Here is a 19,851-nt window from a genome sequence, read left to right on the forward strand (position 1 = left end):
GCTAGCCGAATATATCTCCTATTACAACTCCAAACGTATTAAATCAAAATTAGGGATGAGTCCGATAGAATATCGGACACACCACCAGCTTAGTGCGTAATAAAACTTGTCCAACTTTTGGGGGTCACTTCAAACGCGTCCGCCTGAAACGCAGAGTAACGTTGCCTTCCCCTCACCCACTCACTTCGCCAACAAAAACAAAAACTGCCTCCCCACGTTTATGTGGAAAGGACAGTCTCTGTATATCAATCACTATTTCTTCTGCTCAATTCCAAGCCGAATCTGCTCCATCGCATGCTTCTCAATTCTCGAAATTTGCGCTTGCGATATCCCGAGCTCCTTGGCAATTTCAGTTTGCGTCTGACCGAGGTAAAATCGTTTGGATACGATTAGCTGTTGACGTTCGTCCAGCTCGCTCATTTTATCTTTAATGGATACGTAGTTCATCCAGCGATCCTCTGATACTCTTTGATCATGTAGCTGATCCATCATATAAATTGGATCACCGCCATCGCTGTTCATTGGCTCATGCAACGACATGGGGTCTTGTATGGCATCTAAGGCGAAGAGTATATCTTCTTCCGGTATGCCGGTGATTTTCTCGAGATCTGAAATTCTTGGTTCGTGTTGATGTTCGTTGACATACTGTTCTTTTGCCCTGATTGCTTTATAAGCGATATCACGTAACGATCTGGATACACGAACGGCATGATGATCACGAAGATGTCGCTTTATTTCTCCAATGATCATCGGCACAGCGTAGGTGGAAAACCGGACATTATGTTTTAAATCAAAATTGTCTATGGCTTTCAACAACCCAATACAACCAACTTGGAATAAATCATCAGCCTGCTCTCCACGATAGTTAAAGCGTTGAACAAGGCTAAGTACGAGACGTAAATTCGCAAATACCAATTCATCTCTAGCAAATTCGTCACCGCTTTGCAAACGGATGAATGTCTCTTTCATCACATCTGCAGTTAATAAAGGCAGCTCGGACGTATTGATGCCACAAATTTCTACTCTTGTACGTACCATTGGCTCTTCCTCCGCATTCTATAGGTGAGTGTACAGAGTAGTGTGTCCTCAACTCTTTAGAATATGCGAATTCACGAATCGCCAATTTCTGCCGAAAAGTCCAGTTATGAAATTGGCTGATTTAGTCGATCTCGAAGCTCAGAGATGATTTTCTTTTCCAATCTAGATATATAAGACTGTGAAATACCGAGAAGATCCGCCACTTCTTTTTGTGTCATTTCATTCGTTCCCATCAGTCCGAATCGTTGCTCCATAATATAACGTTCTCTTTCATCTAAAATGGAAATCGCATCGATCATATACTGCCGCTCCAGCTTTTTCTCAACATCGTCTATAATAATATCTTCATCCGTCCCCAAGATATCTGAAAGAAGTAACTCATTGCCATCGGCATCCGAATTTAACGGCTCATCAAATGAAATCTCTGAACGAATTCGATTCGTTTTACGCAAATGCATTAAAATTTCATTTTCAATACAACGGGAAGCATATGTCGCAAGCTTAATATTTTTATCCGCTTTAAATGTTTCGATTGCTTTGATCAATCCGATAGTTCCTATACTAATAAGATCTTCAATATTCGTGTTCGTATTATCGAAGCGCCTTGCGATATAGACAACGAGACGTAAATTCTTTTCAATCAATGTATCCCGTGCCGCAGCATCTCCATTCATTAATGCAGCAATCATTTTAGCTTCCTGCTCTTTATCGAGAGGCTTAGGAAGAGATTCATGTCCACCAATATAAAATATGCCGCCTTTTCGTCTGAAGAATCCCGCAATATAAGAAACCCATTTCTTTACTTCTATCAACATATAGCCGTTCTCCCTTCTTCTTTTAGTACATCCATCGCACTCATTTGCAAAATAGCCGCTGCACCTTGAGGGTATTGATGCTGTTCTTTCGTCAAGACGATATATCCTACAGGCAATAACTCTCCTTCGAGCAACCAGCTATCATACTTGATTCCGACAGCCCACGAAGCACCTTGAACAGTCTGCAATCGTATTAACCGAAGACTCTTTTGATAAGTAGCAGGGAAACTGGCCAAGTCTGGAGATTTTTCAGGGTTCCAGGACACTAGTGCTGAAGCGAAGTCGACTGGCAGCTGTTCTTTGATTGCCGAAAAGCCGATAAAATGTACAGGATCTCCTGACAATGGTTCTACGCAATGATTACCCGTATCGATGAATACCTTAAGCGGAATAGATTTTTCCCATAAATTTAATTCTGAGTCAAGTGTAAAACTCATTAACTTATTCATCATGCGTGTGTCAATCCATTTATGCTTCACGATGTATAACGATAGATATGTTAGACCAATCGCTACGAATAAAAAGCTCTGATTTACGCTGACACTTATCTGAGCATAGATCAAGGTCAACATTCCTCCTGCAAAGAAAGCTGCGATCAGTACAGCGAGGATCGAACTTTTCCAACTACTAAACGTTTGTCCAAATGCAATATACGTCATTCCTAAAAAAGTGAAGATCATCGCTAGCAAAGAATACGGGAACAATGTAATAAAGAAGGCACCGAGAAATGCCGCACTCCATAACCTCCTTTTGCTCGTTTGATGATTTCCCACTTTATTAGTGAACGATAGGATGGCGTAGTTAAAGAGCATATTGATCCCTATCATCAGTTCTCCATACATATGCCGGCCTCCTTACAAACAGATTATCATGGCTTTAATGAAAAACCTGTCGGGCTTTGGTTTGTTTCCAATAAAAACTTCGACATATTTTTAAATGCGTAGAGTCATCACGGGATGTTGAAATCAAAAAAGCTTCCCGCATGAGAATTTCATCTCTTGCGGGAAGCTAGTTCTATTTATTATTTACGACGCGTACGATTACGTAAGAACGTAGGGATATCCAGTTGTTCTTCGTGCTGATGCTGATTAACCTGTGGCTGTCTTGGCTCAGCTTGTTGTTCGTAACGTGGTTGCTCTTCATACCTGCTTTGTGTTGTCGGTTGCTGTTGTACAGGTCGTTGTGGACGAACGCCCCCCGTTACACCAGCACCACGTTGTCTTGATGGAGCTAATTGTTCTTCGTTAAATCCTGTCGCGATGACTGTTACGATGATTTCATCCTTCAAATCGTCGTTGATGACAGAACCGAAGATCATGTTAACGTTTTCGTCTGAAGCAGTGGCAACAATATCAGCTGCTTCCTGTACTTCAAACAAGCTCAAGTTCGAGCCACCTGTAATATTCATTAGGACACCTTTGGCTCCATCGATTGATGTTTCAAGCAATGGACTAGAAATAGCTTTTTTCGCTGCTTCCGCTGCACGATTTTCACCGGTAGACATACCAATACCCATCAATGCAGAACCTTTGTTGTACATAATTGTTTTCACGTCAGCAAAGTCGAGGTTGATCAATCCAGGTACTGCAATCAAATCCGAGATACCTTGAACACCTTGGCGCAATACATTGTCAGCTTCTCTAAACGCTTCAAGCATAGGAGTGTTTTTATCTACAATCTCTAGCAACTTGTCATTCGGAATAACAATTAGCGTATCGATTGCTTCTTTCATGCTTGCAATACCGCCAGCTGCCGAAGTAGATCTCTTTCTCCCCTCAAAAGTGAACGGACGTGTGACCACGCCTACTGTTAATGCACCAATATCTTTGGCGATTTGAGCAATAACTGGTGCTGCACCCGTACCCGTTCCGCCTCCCATACCAGCTGTAACGAAGACCATATCTGCTCCACGTAAAGCTTCTTCGATCTGCTCTTTACTTTCTTCAGCTGCTTTTTTACCTACTTCAGGGTTAGCGCCAGCGCCTAGTCCTCTAGTCAGCTTTTCACCGATTTGTAGTTTGATTTCAGCCGATGATAATTTCAATGCTTGAGCATCCGTGTTAACCGCGATAAACTCTACGCCTTGCACTCCATGTTCAATCATACGGTTTACCGCATTGTTTCCGCCGCCGCCCACTCCAATAACTTTAATTACCGCTAATGCATCTATGTTCGTCTCAAATTCAAGCATTGATTTTCCTCCTCTAAATTATCTGCAATTCCCCGTCTAACATAATGTTTTACTCAAAGAAATTGTCGAATACTTTTTTAGCGCGTTTCATGAATCCTTGACCTTTTTCTTTCTTCGGTTTAACTGGCCGAGCTACAGGTTCCGCAACTTCATAAATGGAATCTGGCGTTTGAGGTGCCCCAACCTGCTCTTCTTCATAACCGAAGAACACATCTTCCATATACGCATAGCGAATCAAGCCAACCGCAGTAGAATACATTGGCTCACGGACACCAATATATTCTGGTGTGTACAATCTAGCTCTTGTTTTAAAGACATCACGAGCCAACTGTAAAATTCCGTCCAGTTTAGCCGTACCGCCTGTGATGACGATACCTCCAGGCAAGTCACGGATGCCTGTTGCATACAAATCTTCGAGAATCAATTCGAACAATTCTTCAAGACGTGAACCGATAACATCAGAGATATATCGCTGGCTATATTGATCTTTTGCATCTGACCCTACTACTGGCACTTCAAATAATTCTTCGTCTGAAGCATCATCATAATAGGCATGTCCATACTGATGCTTAATCATTCTTGCTTGTTCTGTAGGTGTTTTTAAGACGATCGACAGGTCTTTTGTAATATGGTCTCCGCCAACAGGTAATACAGATGTACTAATCAAACGATTTTCAGCAAACACCGAAACCGTAGTTGATCCTCCGCCAATATCAATAAAGGCAGTTCCATGATACATTTCATCTTCGGATAATGCGAATGTACCTGCCGCTAATGGCTGCAAATAAATTTCGCGTATTTGTAAACCAGCTTTTTCTACACAGCGTAAAATGTTATGTAGTTGAGTTTTGGACGTCGTAATTAACGTTGCGTCCATTTCCAATCTTACTCCCATCATACCACGGGGATCTGTGATTTCATCATAATCATCGACAATAAATTGCTTTGGCACCAAATTGACGAATTCTCTTTCGGGTGGAACATTCATTACTTGTGATGATTTCATAACTCTTTCTAGGTCATCATCTGTGATTTCACGATTTTCAGAGTTCACTGCCACAACGCCTTTGACGTTTTGGAACTGGACGCCATTTGCAGGTATGCCAAGAACTACTTCTTCAATTTTCAAGCCTGTCATTCTTTCAGCCTGTTCAATCGCTTTACGGATTGACTGGACAGTGGCATCAATATCAATAATTGTTCCTTTGCGAATTCCAGCAGATTGAACATTTCCTACACCGATTACATGCAGGGCATTTTGATCCATCTCCCCAATTAAGACTTTAATTGTGGATGATCCTATATCAAGTGATACGTAATGATTTGATTTACTCAATTATTGACACCTCCTTAATGTAACTAGTAACTTCCATTCTATTGTATTATGACTGCTTTGTCTAAATATTTTCAACACCCTCTTCTAAAAACATGTAATATTACGTATTTGTGTCGGAATTTTTGTTTCTCCCCGTCCATTTTGCGAGCAGGATTCTTCTGATGACCGCGATGTTTTGGAATAATCGTACACCAAAAGCGAAAACTGCTGCCAAATATAAATCAACACCTAAGTGTACACCAATAAAAGCAAGTGCTGCTGCCAAAAGTATATTGAAGAAAAATCCGCTGACGAATATTCGATCGTCATACACTTGCTGAAGATATGCTCTGATTCCACCAAATAGTGTATCAAATGCAGCGAGAATCGCAATAGTTAAATAGTTATTATAAACTTGCGGGATCTGTATATCCGAGAGCAAACCTAGTGAAACGCCAAGGAGGAGCCCAAGTAAGGGTAGCCACATATTGTCATTACTCCTTTGTTTGTTCTTTTAAAAATCGATTTTCAAAACCGCCCGTCCAGCCTTGTAACGTAATACGGTCCGTTGGTTCACTAATGGTCAAAATTAAGTCGTCCAAATAAAACTCATCTTGAATAGTAGTTGTCAATAATTGATTATACAACTCTTCACTTGCTTCCTTCGAAGGAGAAACGACTTTAATATTGAAAGGTGGTGTAGAAACCACTTCCCCACTGACTGTCAGATTACCATTGATATCCCGAATCCAACTCAATGTAGTAAAGCGTTTGCCGTCAATCTCCAACTCATTACCTTGTTGTTGATTCACCACATTAATAAACCAAGCCAGCAGTTCAGATGATACTGGCTTTATTTCATAACCAAGCGCAATACTTTCTGGAGATGGCGCGACTTCTATTACAAATCCTGGACCAGTGGTCGGCATGAATCCCGCTTGTTTATACAATTTATCCAATGTATCTTGCAACACATTTGCTGCATTCGCTTCGGGTGATGCGTTATAAGCAGCAAGCGTCTGGTCAATTCCTCTGATTTCTTCTAAAAGTTCAGAGTGGATTTTCTTTTCACTTGATAATTCTTTACGTATAGCCCATAAATCCCGTGTGTCTCGCGGAGATATGGTATTCATCGTGTTATATTGTAAAGCCAATACAAATCCCACTATACCGAGAATCAACGTGAACTTCCAGTGTGTTTTTTGCTTCACTCTACCCCCCCACAATCCCTCATACTTCGTCACGAATCGCAGGTAGTTGAACTTCCTTCATTTCTTCTAATGTGACGACGATATTATCTCTCAACAAGCCATCTATAACACTGCCTTTTAAATGTAGGGCCGGTGATAGCACTTTCGGATCTCCTACTGCTTCTATAATAAAAGGTGCTGGAAACGTTCTACCATCAACCATAATAACAGGGCCTGTACATTTTATGTACGAATTCGAATTAATCCGTTGCCCGTTGATTGTCATTCCTTGCGCACCTGCGATTTTCAATTCATTGATTACACGTAAAACGTGACTCTCATGGACGATATAATCATTCGGATTTTGTATTGAAGGATCATAGTCCGCATCTTCCAATGTCACTTTTATCCCCGCACCTTTTGACGGAATATCGCCAAGCAATAATCTTAAATCTCGTGCTTTTTCTACAAGGACCGCATGATTTTTTTCTTTGTCGGAGAAATCCTGTTCAAACGAATGCACTTTTTTCTGCTTCTCTAGTAATTCATTCGTCAATTCCTTATTTCTTTCTTGCTGTTCGATTAAATCTGCCCGATACTGTTCTTCTTGCTGAAATAAATTGGTTTGCTCTAAATCCAGCATTTGTTGCTTACTGCCAATTGTACGGTAGGAAAACGCAAGCATGAAGCCTAGGACTAGAAATACGATGGATAGCACTAATTGCTTGCCGCGTTTCTCTCTAGTTTTCTTCAGTTTTTTGCTCACTTTCTTCCTCCTTATTCGTTTCTACATCGACCGGTTTATTTTTTGTTGTATTTGACTCTTCAGTAGGCTGTGGGATCTCCACATCTATCGGTACTGGTTCTTTGTAGAAATCTGTATAGGTTTTAAAGTACACGCCAATTTCAATATCTAGAACGCCTTTTTCTTCTTTAGGCAATTGAGCGATGATATCCGGATAGTAGGACATTTTATCAGCGAAGCCTAGAATTACCGCATGAACTTCATATCCATCACTCATAAATACGTCAATTTTTTCTTCTCCTTGATAACGAAGCTCTGACAGGAGTTCGAAAACTGTACTATCCATCATTTGTAGTTCATTGATCATTCGTTCCGTCACTTCAGGATCGGTAAAACCTGATAGAATGGGGGCATGCGAAAGGATATCTGGATCGGTAGTTTCTAAGCGTTCACCATTTTCCAACAATAGATCATATTGTCCTTTATTCTCTATAAAGGCAACCGGTTCCCATTCTGTAACATGAATAGAAACATCATTATAAAAATCACGGTTCACCTGAGCATCCTTCACGCCAGGAATTTTCTTGATATTTTTTTCTATATCTTTAGCACGGAACCCCCACAGTGATTGCCCCTTATACAATCCACTCTGATCTTTATACTCCTCACCTTCGTGTAAAACAGTCTCATTAATGGATATATTCGAAACATCGCTTAATGAAGATTGGAAATACAACAAGGCAAGAAGAACAAGGACGAATATCACGACTAGCAAAAGAAAGCTCATATTGGCCTTTCTTCTGCGTTTTTTACGCATGGATGGAATCCGATCTTCAATATCTATTATTTTTTCCACATCCTATTCTCCCTTCATCCTGCCCTTTTATTCGCAGAGTAGTGTAAAATTGTTCCAACGGCAAGCCAAGTGGTCAACAGCGAGGATCCTCCATAACTAATGAAAGGCAACGTCACCCCTGTCACAGGCAGCAACCCTGAAACGACTCCCATATTTAAAAACGTTTGGAAAGTTACCATGGACACCATACCGGTGACAATTAAAAAAGAATTCCAGTTGTTCAGCCGAATCGCTATGCCGAATGCAGAAGCGAACAACAAGATAAACAGCAATACGATAGACGCTGCACCAATAAAGCCAATTTCCTCCGCAATGATTGAAAAGATAAAGTCATTTTGAGGTTCAGGCAAGTACAAAAACTTTTGACGACTATTCCCGAAGCCGTGACCGAATAATCCGCCTGGGGCAATTGCAAATAAGGATTGAATACTTTGAAATCCCGTACCGAGAGGGTCATTCCACGGATCAATGTAGGATTTAATTCGATCCAAACGATACGGTGCAGCTAGAATGAGTGCGATAAAAGCACCGATTCCTGAAACGAAAAGAAAGATAAAGAATGACAATGGATAGCCCGCCAAGAAAAGAATGACAAAAGCAGACACGATCATGATGACGGCCGATCCGAGGTCTGGTTGCAACATAATCAACGTGGCAGGTAATAAAATCCAGGCAAAATGTTGCCATTGCCAAGACTTTTCTTTGTGCTTCTTCATACCGCTGGCTAACTTCCCAAGTAAAGCCACCTTCACGAATTCTGCCGGTTGTAAACTGATCGGACCGAACGCGATCCAGCTTTGAGAACCATTTCTCACCGCTCCAATACCTGGGATCAATACAGCTATCAACATAAGAATTGAAGCGATATAGCAATACGTCCAGAATTTGGGATGTGATGTTAACGGACTTTTGACTAGCACATAAGCAACTGCCAAGGAAATAATCATATAAATGCCTTGCTTGACAATAAACGGAGAAGAATCTTGATAATGAACTTCTCCCCAATAAGATCCTGCCGATTGTACAAAAACTAATCCAATCAAAGACAATAGTAAGGCGGTTGTCAAAAAGATTATTCGGTAGGTTCTCTCCAGCGTTCGCATCCTTCCTCAAGTTAATCAGTCAGTTCTTCATTTTACTCACAAGCTATTACAACGAATTTACAATTTCATAACAGCATCAATAAATTCGTCGCCTCGTATTTCAAAGTTCTTGTATTGATCCCAACTTGCACAACTAGGCGACAATAAAATCACATCGTCTTCACAACTACACGCATAGGCCTTCTCAACAGCCTCCTGCATAGTCGATGCCTGTGCCGTCTCCGTTACACCACAAGACTTCGCAAACTCTGCAAAACGCTCTGCTGTCTCCCCTATCATCACGGCTGCGCGGACATTTTTCATAAACGGTCGTAATTCTTCAAATGAATGCCCTCTGTCAAGTCCACCCGCAATCAAAACGATAGGCTTCTTAAATGAGGAAAGCGCACTTTTTGTCGCTAATGTATTTGTCGCTTTCGAATCATTGTATATGGTACGACTGTTCACTTCACGAACGAATTGCATACGGTGGCGAACACCAGTGAAAGAACTTAAGACATTTTCTATCGCTGTTTTTTCACACCCTGACAATATGGCCGCTGCTGTTGCTGATAAGATATTCTCTAAATTATGGCGACCCGGTAATTTAATATATTTAATTTCTATGAAAGGTTCACCAAGCCAATAAATCCAGTCTTCATCTGCCGAGATACCCTCATTGGTTTTTCCAAGTACTGTGAAAGGAACTTTTTGAGCTTCAAATGATTCTACCGATTCTTTGATTAACTTTTGATCCGCATTAAAAATCAAGTATTCTTCCGAAGTTTGATTGCGAGCCATTTGCAATTTTGCATCCAAATACTCTTGCATCGTTCCATGATAATCCAAGTGCGCTTCATATAAATTCGTAAATATGGCAATTCGCGGTGCAAAGCTTTCTGTTCCAGCTAATTGGAATGAAGAAGCTTCGAGTACGATTACTTCATTCGCATGGGCTTTTTCCGCCACTGTACAAGAAACCGTTCCAATATTGCCGGCAATCAACGGTTTTTTCTTTGCCATATTGAGCATGTGATAAAGCAATGTGGTGGTTGTGGTTTTACCGTTTGAACCCGTAATGGCAATAATCGGTGCTTCACTGAGAATACCTGCTAATTCCACTTCGGTCCAAATCGGGATATGTTGCTCAACAGCACTCGCTACCAACGAATTACTATAAGGAATCCCCGGATTCTTCACGATGAAGTCGAAATTCCGTTCTAGTAATTCACTTGGATGTCCCCCACCAATAACTTCAATTCCTTCGGTTTGAAGTTCCATTGCCTCTTCATTGCCTTCTAGCGGTTTAGAGTCATTAACCGCAACTTCTGCACCTAAACGATGAAGCAAACCAGCTGCTGCCACTCCACTCTTCGCAAGACCAATTACAAGTACTCTTTTTCCTATGAATTGTTCTGTATTCTTCATCTACATGACCTCCAAGAAGACCGGTACGAGGGCAGCAAGCAATGCCACACCCCAGAACACAATCACTACTTTCCATTCAGACCAGCCTGATAATTCAAAGTGATGATGAATAGGACTCATTTTAAAGACGCGTTTTCCAGTCATTTTAAAGCTGATGACTTGAATGATGACAGATAGCGTTTCTACTACAAATACAATTCCGATGATCAACAACAATAATTCTTGTTTGATCAATACCGAAATCATAGCGAGTGCGCCACCTAGTGCCAATGAACCTGTGTCCCCCATAAATACTTTTGCTGGTTTGATATTGAATAATAAAAAGCCAAGCATTGCACCTGCTACTACAAATGCAAATAACGCGATATCGTTTTGCTCATATGCTAAAGCAAATACACCAAATGCAGAGAATGCTATAGTTGATGTACCACCAACCAGACCATCCAAGCCATCCGTTAAGTTCACGGCGTTTGAAAAACCTACAAGCCAAAAGACCAAAAATGCCACATAAAACACACCTAAATCTATTCCAATTTCTGTGAAAGGAATCATTACGCTAGTTTCGAATGGTCCTAGTTTCAGTAAGAAAAAGGCGACAATCGCAATGATAATCTGACCGATTAATTTCTGAAGTGATGTCAACCCTAAGTTGCGCTTCGCCACGATGATAATAAAGTCATCTAGGAAGCCGATGATTCCGAAACCAACCAGCACGATCAATAACACAATCGTATGAGTAGTTAATGTGTCGTTTATGTAAGATAAAGTGAGTGTTGAAATCAATATGGAAAGAAGGAAGATGAGCCCGCCCATCGTAGGCGTACCCGCTTTCTTTAAATGTGCTTGCGGGCCCTCTTCCCGTATGCTTTGACCAAATTTCAACCTTCTAAGTAATGGGATGATGATCACCCCGATAATCGCTGATACGAAAAATGCGACAGCGATTATCGTGACTGTGGTGCCGAGTGTCATGTCAAGTTCTCCTTCTACTATCAATTGCGTGTCAGTGAAGCACTGCTATTCTGTGTATAAATGAATCGTGTCTTCCACGGTCATCAAAGTATGGGGAGCAGGCAACTGTCGAATGACTTTCTTGCCTTTTCCATGCCACTTAACTTTGAACGTGTAATTTTGTGACAGTAATTCTTTTTCATTCATTCCAAGTAAATCAGGTGAACGGAATGTAATCGCGTCTCCCCATCGGTATTCTTTTTCCAACTGTTCTTTTCTTCTTTCAATATTAGCAATTGGAGCGATTTCTTCAATAATCCGTCCGACAATTGGCGCAGCGATGACTCCTCCGAATTGAATGGAATTCTTTGGACTATCAATAGCTAGATATACGAGCAGTTCCGGATCATCTGCAGGCGCAAAACCAATGAAGGAGACGATATAATCACCATCTTTATAGCGACCATTCTCTACCTTCTGTGCTGTCCCTGTTTTACCGCCGATCCGAAGTCCATCCGCAAATGCATTACGCCCCGATCCATTTGCTACAACCGATTCAAGCGCATGCCGCACTTTAGCTGATGTCTCCTCGCTAATTACTTGTCTTTTTAATTCAGGTTCGAATTCTTTTAACGTTTTGCCTTCAGAGTCCTTTATCGATTTGACGATATAGGGCTTATAGAGTTTACCGCCATTAATTGCTGCGGCAACTGCTTGCACTTGTTGGATGGGCGTGACTGAGATTCCTTGCCCGAACGCAGTGGTTGCCTGCTCTACCGGTCCAAATGCTTCTTTGGAAAACAAAATACCTTTCGATTCTCCAGCAATGCCTGACTCTGTCGAGCTACCAAAACCGAATTCACGAATATAGCGATCTAATCTTTCACTACCGAGTCGCTGCCCCATCGTAATGAAACCAGGGTTACATGAGTTTTCTACAACTTCTAAAAATGTTTGATCTTTATGTCCTTCTCGTTTCCAACACCGTAATCTAGCGTTTGCAACGACTTTATAACCAGGGTCATAAAAGTTTTCATTCTCCAAGTCGATGACGTCTTCTTCCAAACTTGCCGCCAAGGTAAGAATTTTGAATGTGGAACCAGGCTCGTATGTCATCCATACAGGCAAGTTCCGGTTATAGATAGTGGAATCGGCTGATTGGTATTCCCGTGGATCAAAACCAGGTACGGAGGCCAGTGACAATAATTCGCCCGTTTTTGGATTCATTATGATTGCCAGTGCCTGTGTTGCATCATACTTCTCCATTGCTTGGATCAGTTCGCGTTCCACAATTTGGTGCATCTTCAAATCGATAGTTAGTTCCAAGGTGGATCCATTTTTTCCATGTTCAAAACTATCCTCTACATGAGGCAATGCAATTCCTTTGGCATCCGTGAACAGTCGCACTTTGTCCCCTGTTCCGTTTAAAATTTCATCATACGCATACTCAATACCCGCCAAGCCGTTGCCATCATAGCCAGTAAAACCGATTAAACGTGCCAACAGATCGTCATATGGATAATGGCGGACGAAATCTACACCTACATACAAGCCAGCTACTTGTAGTTTAGTAATTTCATCTCCCTGCTCCTTCGTGATGTTTTTTCCTTCCGGAGCTAATTTCACCATATAGGTTTTTTTCTTCAGTTTTTCTTCTAACGTTTCCGGCGGCATGTTAAGGATTTTGGCAATTGCAGGTATGTCGCTAGAAATGTCAGGATTTTGAGCTGGCATGAAGTACAGTGTGGGTGCTAGTTTATTACCAACAATTAACTTACCGCTTCGGTCCGTAATATTTCCACGCATGGCACCAAAAGGAATTTCGATGTCCCAATTTTCTTCTGCTTTTTCGGTCAGCCACTCATGCTTGACGATTTGGACATGAAATAGTTTTCCTATGACAAGTAATAGACAGATAAGAAAGCCTAGGAAGACTGCACGTAAACGTTTTTTGGACTGCATATCAATAAATGAACGCAATGACTCACTACCTTTTTTCTATTAAGGTATGCTGTGAAATCATGCGCTATTCATTAGCCTCCCATGATTTGCACTTCTTCGTTCTGTTCCTTATCTTCATTACTTTTCTTTTTATTATACTGCTGTTCAGGCGTCCGAAGTTCAACAACAATCGGATCTTTTTTGTTTACTACTGTTCCTTCTGTTACGCTTTGTCCCACAACGTAACCTTCTCCGTTGATTCGAATGTCTAACTTCGAAAGGTTCATAAATGAGAGCACCACTTTTTTAGACCAACCTGTCATATCCGGGAATGTCGTATCCCCTTTTGTTTCCAACAAAATAATTGAATCCTCCGGTAATTTCGTGTCGGCTTTTGGTATTTGTTTCGTTACTTTGCCACCTTCTCCGATTAATACAGTTTGGAAACCATCTTCCACCGCTAGAGAAGCTGCTGTTTCCGCGTCTTCTCTTTCATAATCCCCAACTTTTTTGACAGGAATCACTTGTTCATCATCAGGAGCAATGTTCAAATATTTTAAGCTGTTTTCCATAATTGGATTAAACACTTTGGATACAGGATCAGACCCTTGTTCACCAGCTTTTAATTTAGGTTGCTGAACAGTTACATAAATCAGAAGCTGCGGATCATCAATCGGTGCCATTCCAAGGAACGAATATAAATAGTTCCCGGGGCCAGACATATACCCTTTTCCATCTGTTTTGGGAAGTTCCGCCGTACCTGTTTTACCGCCTACTGCATAATTTTCAAGATGATACTTTTGTGCAGTACCATTTTCTGATGTCACTGTTGTCGCAAGGATTTCCCGCACTTCTTTGGCTGTTGCTGCGGAAATCGGTGTTCCACTTTCTTCAGGTTCATGATTCTCCAGCACTTCTTTTGTATTCGGATCAATGATTTGGTCAATTACATATGGTTTCATCATGACACCGTTATTCGCAATAGCAGAAGCAGCCTGTATCATTTGTAATGGTGTAACTGTAGAACCTTGCCCATAGGAGGTCGTTAGTCGTTCAGCCGGATAATTGTCGAGTACTACACCTGCCGCTTCATTAGGCAAATCAATTCCAGTTTGTTTACCAAAGCCAAACTTATGAACATATTCAATGAATTTCTGATCGCCGATTCTTTCCAGAAGATATGCCATTCCCACGTTAGAGGAGCGTTGCAACCCTTCCATAAACGTAATCGTACCCCAACCGTCTACGTTCACATCTCTGATCACTCGGTCATAGATCCGATAAGATCCAGATTTGAAGTAATCGTCCGGTGCCCATTTACCTTCTTCTACTGCAGCAGCCAATGTGAACATCTTCATAGGGGAACCTGGTTCAATCGTCTGTTCAACTGCATCATTCAACCAGTTTTCCGTCAGACCCTCTCGCGTCATCGGGTTAAATGTCGGTCGCTGACTCATTGCCAGGATTTCACCGGTTTTAGGATTAGATACGAGAACCATCATTTTCTTTGGAGAATACTCCTCTTCTACTTGATCCATTGCTTCTTCTACAAAGTTACTGATCGTCTTGTCCAAAGTAAGCTTAATCGTCTGGCCATCTTTGGGTTCTGTAATTTGTTTGCTAGCTGTGGGCAATAAATATCCCCAACCATCCGATTGATAATTCACTTTTCCATCGATACCAGTTAGTTGCTCATTATATGTTTTCTCAAGCCCCATTTTCCCTTTGGTGACGGTAAGATTGTTTTCCAATTCTTCTTTTTGAGCAAAGCCCACTAAGTAAGATGCGAATCGACCGTTAGGATAGAATCGTTTTTTACCTTCCACAAACAAAATACCCGATAATTTTTTTCTATCGAGTTCTTCCTTCATTTTCAAAACCGTTTCACGGTTCAGATCTTTACCCGCATGTCCAAATTCAATTTGCCACGCGCCTTCTCTAGCATTTTTCATTTTATCGTAAATTTCACGTTCTTTTAAAGGTAAATACTTAGCCAGTACTTTAGCCGTCTCTTTATAATCAACAACATGATATTTTCTCTTGCTGTTTTTACTAGCCGCTTCATTAAGAACAGCAACTACATGATAACTTAACGTATCCGATGCAATCGGCACATCGTTTCGATCTACAATTGCCCCGCGGTTTGCTTGTAAGACGGCATGTTTTTCATATTGGTTCGCAGCGATTTTCGCTAACTCTTTACCATCTACTTGGCCGGTCATTTGAATAAAAAGAATTCTGCCGAATAATATGAAAAAGAGCCCTCCGAATACTACAAACATTAGAAAGGCTCCCCATTGAAAGCGAAACTTCTTCATCGTCCTGGTACGACCTTTACGTTACTTTCGTTAAGGTTTAAACCATTCTCTTGTGCTTTTTTCCAAATACGTTCGTATGTGGATTTGTCACTTACTTGAATGGACAATTCAGTATTCTGTTTTGCAGTATCTTCAATTTCGGAATTCATCAACTGCACTTCTTTATTTACAGCGTTTATATCTGAATGTGTCTGTAAAAGCATTGAAGAAGATCCAATTGTAAATGCCGCAAATAAAGTAAACAATATCTTTTCACCCTTAGAAAAACGTTTTTTTACACGACGGACAACCTGCGGCTGATTTAAGTCTGTATGTTGTTCTATCTCCGGTGTCAGTGACGTATTAAGGTTCCGTTGTTCTAGTCCCATTGCTCTATTCCCCTTTTCTAATTTCTCTCTATAATTCGTAATTTCGCTGATCTGGCACGTTTATTATGCTTTATTTCTTCATCTGTAGGGATGACCGGCTTTCGTGTAATAAGACGGAATTCCGGATCCATGCCCTCAGGTATAATTGGTAAGTTTGGCGGCAACTCCGGCATGGAAGATGCTTCCTTAAAAATTGTTTTACATAAACGGTCTTCAAGTGAATGAAAGGTAATTACGCTAATCCGACCATTTTCTCGCAATAACGTGAGTGCATCGGTCAAAGATTGTTCAGCTGCTCCCAACTCATCATTTACCGCAATTCGTATAGCCTGAAACACACGTTTCGCGGGGTGACCTCCGGTTCTTCTCGCAGCAGCCGGAATACCCATCTTAATAAGCTCAGCCAGTTCACCTGTTGTACGGATAGGTGCATTAGCACGTGCTTCTTCAATTTTGCGAACGATTTGTTTCGAGAACTTTTCTTCACCATAGCGGAAGAATATTCTGACCAAATCTGAATACGACCATTCATTGACTACTTCAAAAGCTGTCAATGGTGCAGAGGTATCCATACGCATATCTAGCGGTGCATCATGATGGTAACTGAAGCCTCGCTCCGGTGTATCCAATTGCGGAGATGAAACTCCTAGGTCATATAAAATCCCATCTACATGAGAGATCCCCAATTTCACTAATTCACTTTTCAAGTCTTTAAAGTTTGCATGGACGAAGTGTACTTGTGCAGTATAGTTTGATAGTTTTTTTTGTGCTGCTTCAATAGCTGTCATATCTTGGTCGAAGCAAATTAGTTGTCCTTCGGATGATAGAAGTTTGACAATTTCTTCACTGTGACCTGCACCACCAAGTGTGCAGTCCACGTAAATGCCATCTTCTTTTACATTCAAGCCTTCAACGGCTTCATGTAGTAATACTGTCGTGTGGTTAAACATGGTTATTCCGCCTGCTTTCAAAATTCAAAATCAATAAGGTTTTCTGCAATGTCATTGAATGATTCTTCAGATTCCTCGTAATACGCTTCCCATAGTTCTGTAGACCAGATTTCAATCCGGCTGGATACGCCGATAATCATACAGTCCTTTTCAATCTTCGCGAATTCTAGTAGGTTTGCAGGTATATTTACTCTCCCCTGCTTATCGAGATTCGCTTCGCTTGCTCCTGAGAAGAAAAAACGAGTGAATGCTCGTGCATCTCTTTTTGTAACCGGCAATGCTTTCAATTTTTCTTCAAGCTTTTGCCATTCATCCAGTGGATATCCAAACAAGCAATTATCCAGTCCACGGGTTAAAATAAAGCCTTCTGCTAATTGCTCCCGAAATTTTGAAGGAACGATCAGTCGACCTTTTATATCGATTGAATGCTGATACTCACCCATGAACATATAATTCACCCCACTGTATGAAATAATGTACCACATCCCCCCACTTTCCTCCACCCACTACACCATTTTTCTTCGCATAATTTTTAAAATGTGTCAATAGTACTTCTTTCTAATTTATTTTCCCTTCTGTATCCCGAAAAAACTACTTTTTTCGCAATTTTCTCAAGTTAGCACCTTTGAGAATGTTCACTATCAATTGGAAAGTCTACAAGTGAGTACGAAGGCCGGAAGCTGTCGTTAGAGTTGCTTTTTGTCTGCCGAGAAAGCGGAGTGGACTACAGATCTTTTATTGAAGTTAGTATGGGGGATTGTGTTGCATTTAAACTTATCTGCGTTCAATTTTACATTCAGTTCATCCGGAAAAAGCGAAACATAAGTGGAGTATCACTTAGACGATTAATTCTCTGCGATATTCCGGAAATACATCACCTCTGAAACGACAATCCCTACCACAACAAATTTGCTTACCAATCTTTTACACGCAAACAAAACCCGCCATGTATAGAACGAATGACGGGTTTAAGTGGTTTCTTATAAAAAGATTAACTGATGCGATCCATTATACGTATAAGGTTGTTTCAGTAGCTCGTCAATCATTCCTTCACCGAACTGGTTCATATAAAAGTATGGCGAATAGAGACGCTCTTGCAGGGAGCCTTCCGGAAATAGCTGTTCCGAAATAATGTGAAAACGTTCGTATTGCACGTGGTTCTTAAGCAAAATCGACTGCTCTTTTTTCCTGTGTAAATATTCAAACTGACTATTATGGAATTGCAGGTTTTTATCGAGCAATTGCAGCAGTCCCGGATCTGTTGCTTCTAGATGTGACTGCAATTGTTCGTACTGCATTTGTAATTGATTCTTCGTTTCTGCCAACAAACGATCGAATTGCTCATCTCGCTGTTGTTCTTGCCATTTTTCCAGTAGTTCCGGTAGTTCGTAATTCATTACTTGATTCATAGTAGTACCCGTAAGCTTTAACGCTTCCTGAACTTGCCTAGTGACCAAAGTAATTGAAAGCCTTGGTACGACTACCGGCATATTGATTCCCATTATGTGAAATGCCTCTTTTAATAAAGACCAATATGCTATTTCTCCTGGTCCACCGACAAATGCCAATACTGGAAATACGAGATCTTGCATAATGGGTCTTGTGGCTACGTTGTTACTAAGCAACCATGGCTCATTTTTCGCAATAGTATGCATTTCTTGTTCTGTAAAAGATACACCTACTTGTTCATTAATGAATTTGCCATCTTTTCTTCTGAGTAGTACCCTACCTGTATCATGAACATAAAACAGATTGGCATCCTGTTCTTCCGATTCGATGGGCTTTGCATGACCATACGTGTGAAGCTGTTGTTCTGCATAGTAAATGCTTTTCGCCATTGCTTCCGTATTTTCAATCATCTGTGAGAAATAAGGTGACTCCAATTGACGCAATGGCTTATAAGCTGCGTCCATAAATAATAATCCATGCGCAGTAAATAGGTCATTCATTAATGAAGTGAAGAAATCTGTGAAATTCTGTTGTTGTTCTACGGTTTGTAGCACATCACGCAACAATTTTTGCGTATAAGATGTCTCTCCATAACTTTTAAAAATCTTTCTAATATACACGGTCATTTCTTTTTGATCGTAATGTGTGTCTGAAGCCATCGTTTTTAAAATGGTCGGCTGTTTAAACTGCCGCTTCATTGCTTTTCCTGCCTCCGCAGTATATGTATGATTGATTTCGTTAATATCATGATCTTCCCCAGCAATCCAAAACACTGGCACTACAGATTTGCCTAATTCTTTTCGTTGTTTTTGTGCCAATAAAACCACGGATATAGCTTTATGAACAGAATATAAAGGTCCTGTCAAAACCCCTGCTTGCTGTCCACCAATTACTACCAACGCATCTTCAGAAAGCTCTTGAATATATTGTGCAGCCAAGTCTGATATTCCAAATGGCTTCATATAATTTTCTACAGTAGCAGCCAGCTGTTCCCTTTGAAAAGACCGTCGTTGTAATTCTGCCGCTCTTTCTTCATACCCTATAGGTGTCATTTCATATTCAAAAAATTTATGGAAAAATTGTGGATCGTGACGATACGCTTCCATCAATTTATTCTTTTTCGGCAACTCCATTGTGTCCAAGTCCATCTCACAAACTCCTTTTTGTACCATACTACAGCCAGTATATCACCTCATCCGATCAGGTTGAATAGA

General features: G+C 40.9%; 19 protein-coding genes. 1 reads left to right on the forward strand and 18 read right to left on the reverse strand.

Features of this window, described 5'->3' with window-relative positions; translation table 11 throughout:
* A partial coding sequence (locus CSV60_RS00005) for an IS3 family transposase (protein WP_143560918.1) occupies positions 1 to 100 on the forward strand: 100 nt, incomplete at its 5' end.
* Positions 101 to 252: 152 nt separating this feature from the next.
* Here the strand turns inward: CSV60_RS00005 and sigG are convergent.
* The 18 genes from sigG to bshC form a co-directional block, all read right to left on the reverse strand.
* Positions 253 to 1,038: an RNA polymerase sporulation sigma factor SigG gene (gene sigG, locus CSV60_RS00010; RefSeq protein ID WP_085133171.1), complete on the reverse strand. Its 786-nt coding sequence runs from the start codon at positions 1,036 to 1,038 to the stop codon at positions 253 to 255.
* A gap of 104 nt (positions 1,039 to 1,142) precedes the next feature.
* Positions 1,143 to 1,853: an RNA polymerase sporulation sigma factor SigE gene (gene sigE, locus CSV60_RS00015; RefSeq protein ID WP_099630854.1), complete on the reverse strand. Its 711-nt coding sequence runs from the start codon at positions 1,851 to 1,853 to the stop codon at positions 1,143 to 1,145.
* The gene (locus tag CSV60_RS00020; protein ID WP_099630853.1) at positions 1,847 to 2,695 is read right to left on the reverse strand and encodes a sigma-E processing peptidase SpoIIGA; all 849 of its coding nucleotides are present in this window, start codon (positions 2,693 to 2,695) and stop codon (positions 1,847 to 1,849) included. The genes sigE and CSV60_RS00020 overlap by 7 nt, the downstream gene beginning before the upstream one ends.
* Before the next feature lie 179 nt (positions 2,696 to 2,874).
* Positions 2,875 to 4,044 (reverse strand): cell division protein FtsZ, encoded by a 1,170-nt coding sequence (gene ftsZ / locus CSV60_RS00025; protein WP_099635670.1) that lies wholly within the window; start codon positions 4,042 to 4,044, stop codon positions 2,875 to 2,877.
* A gap of 49 nt (positions 4,045 to 4,093) precedes the next feature.
* Positions 4,094 to 5,311 carry a cell division protein FtsA gene (gene ftsA / locus CSV60_RS00030; RefSeq protein ID WP_369802722.1) on the reverse strand — a complete coding sequence of 406 codons (1,218 nt, stop codon included), beginning with the start codon at positions 5,309 to 5,311 and terminating at the stop codon, positions 4,094 to 4,096.
* Between the two features lie 169 nt (positions 5,312 to 5,480).
* A complete protein-coding gene (locus CSV60_RS00035) occupies positions 5,481 to 5,846 on the reverse strand; it encodes a small basic family protein (protein WP_099630850.1) in 366 nt (121 codons plus the stop codon).
* Positions 5,847 to 5,853: 7 nt separating this feature from the next.
* The gene (locus CSV60_RS00040; RefSeq protein ID WP_099635671.1) at positions 5,854 to 6,570 is read right to left on the reverse strand and encodes a DUF881 domain-containing protein; all 717 of its coding nucleotides are present in this window, start codon (positions 6,568 to 6,570) and stop codon (positions 5,854 to 5,856) included.
* Positions 6,571 to 6,589: 19 nt separating this feature from the next.
* Positions 6,590 to 7,315: a DUF881 domain-containing protein gene (locus CSV60_RS00045; protein ID WP_099630848.1), complete on the reverse strand. Its 726-nt coding sequence runs from the start codon at positions 7,313 to 7,315 to the stop codon at positions 6,590 to 6,592.
* Positions 7,290 to 8,150, reverse strand: coding sequence for a cell division protein FtsQ/DivIB (locus tag CSV60_RS00050; protein WP_099630847.1), 861 nt, complete (start codon positions 8,148 to 8,150; stop codon positions 7,290 to 7,292). Before CSV60_RS00050 ends, CSV60_RS00045 begins: the two co-directional genes overlap by 26 nt.
* Positions 8,151 to 8,164: 14 nt before the next feature.
* Positions 8,165 to 9,253: a putative lipid II flippase FtsW gene (gene ftsW / locus CSV60_RS00055; protein ID WP_099630846.1), complete on the reverse strand. Its 1,089-nt coding sequence runs from the start codon at positions 9,251 to 9,253 to the stop codon at positions 8,165 to 8,167.
* A 57-nt stretch (positions 9,254 to 9,310) separates the two neighbouring features.
* Positions 9,311 to 10,660: a UDP-N-acetylmuramoyl-L-alanine--D-glutamate ligase gene (gene murD / locus CSV60_RS00060; protein ID WP_099635672.1), complete on the reverse strand. Its 1,350-nt coding sequence runs from the start codon at positions 10,658 to 10,660 to the stop codon at positions 9,311 to 9,313.
* Positions 10,661 to 11,632, reverse strand: coding sequence for a phospho-N-acetylmuramoyl-pentapeptide-transferase (gene mraY, locus CSV60_RS00065; protein ID WP_099635673.1), 972 nt, complete (start codon positions 11,630 to 11,632; stop codon positions 10,661 to 10,663).
* A 45-nt stretch (positions 11,633 to 11,677) separates the two neighbouring features.
* Positions 11,678 to 13,573, reverse strand: a complete 1,896-nt coding sequence (locus CSV60_RS00070) for a penicillin-binding transpeptidase domain-containing protein (RefSeq protein ID WP_099631024.1) — start codon at positions 13,571 to 13,573, stop codon at positions 11,678 to 11,680.
* Positions 13,574 to 13,644: 71 nt separating this feature from the next.
* Positions 13,645 to 15,834, reverse strand: a complete 2,190-nt coding sequence (locus CSV60_RS00075; RefSeq protein ID WP_233189491.1) for a penicillin-binding transpeptidase domain-containing protein — start codon at positions 15,832 to 15,834, stop codon at positions 13,645 to 13,647.
* Between the two features lie 32 nt (positions 15,835 to 15,866).
* Positions 15,867 to 16,238: a cell division protein FtsL gene (gene ftsL / locus CSV60_RS00080; protein ID WP_099630842.1), complete on the reverse strand. Its 372-nt coding sequence runs from the start codon at positions 16,236 to 16,238 to the stop codon at positions 15,867 to 15,869.
* 17 nt (positions 16,239 to 16,255) lie between these two features.
* Positions 16,256 to 17,188: a 16S rRNA (cytosine(1402)-N(4))-methyltransferase RsmH gene (gene rsmH, locus CSV60_RS00085; protein ID WP_099635675.1), complete on the reverse strand. Its 933-nt coding sequence runs from the start codon at positions 17,186 to 17,188 to the stop codon at positions 16,256 to 16,258.
* 17 nt (positions 17,189 to 17,205) lie between these two features.
* On the reverse strand, positions 17,206 to 17,637 hold the full coding sequence (gene mraZ, locus CSV60_RS00090; RefSeq protein ID WP_099631023.1) for a division/cell wall cluster transcriptional repressor MraZ: 432 nt from the start codon (positions 17,635 to 17,637) through the stop codon (positions 17,206 to 17,208).
* Positions 17,638 to 18,168: 531 nt separating this feature from the next.
* Positions 18,169 to 19,785, reverse strand: coding sequence for a bacillithiol biosynthesis cysteine-adding enzyme BshC (gene bshC, locus CSV60_RS00095; protein WP_158233138.1), 1,617 nt, complete (start codon positions 19,783 to 19,785; stop codon positions 18,169 to 18,171).
* Positions 19,786 to 19,851: the final 66 nt, after the last annotated feature.

This window comes from Sporosarcina sp. P7 (assembly GCF_002743425.1).
GTDB lineage: Bacteria > Bacillota > Bacilli > Bacillales_A > Planococcaceae > Sporosarcina.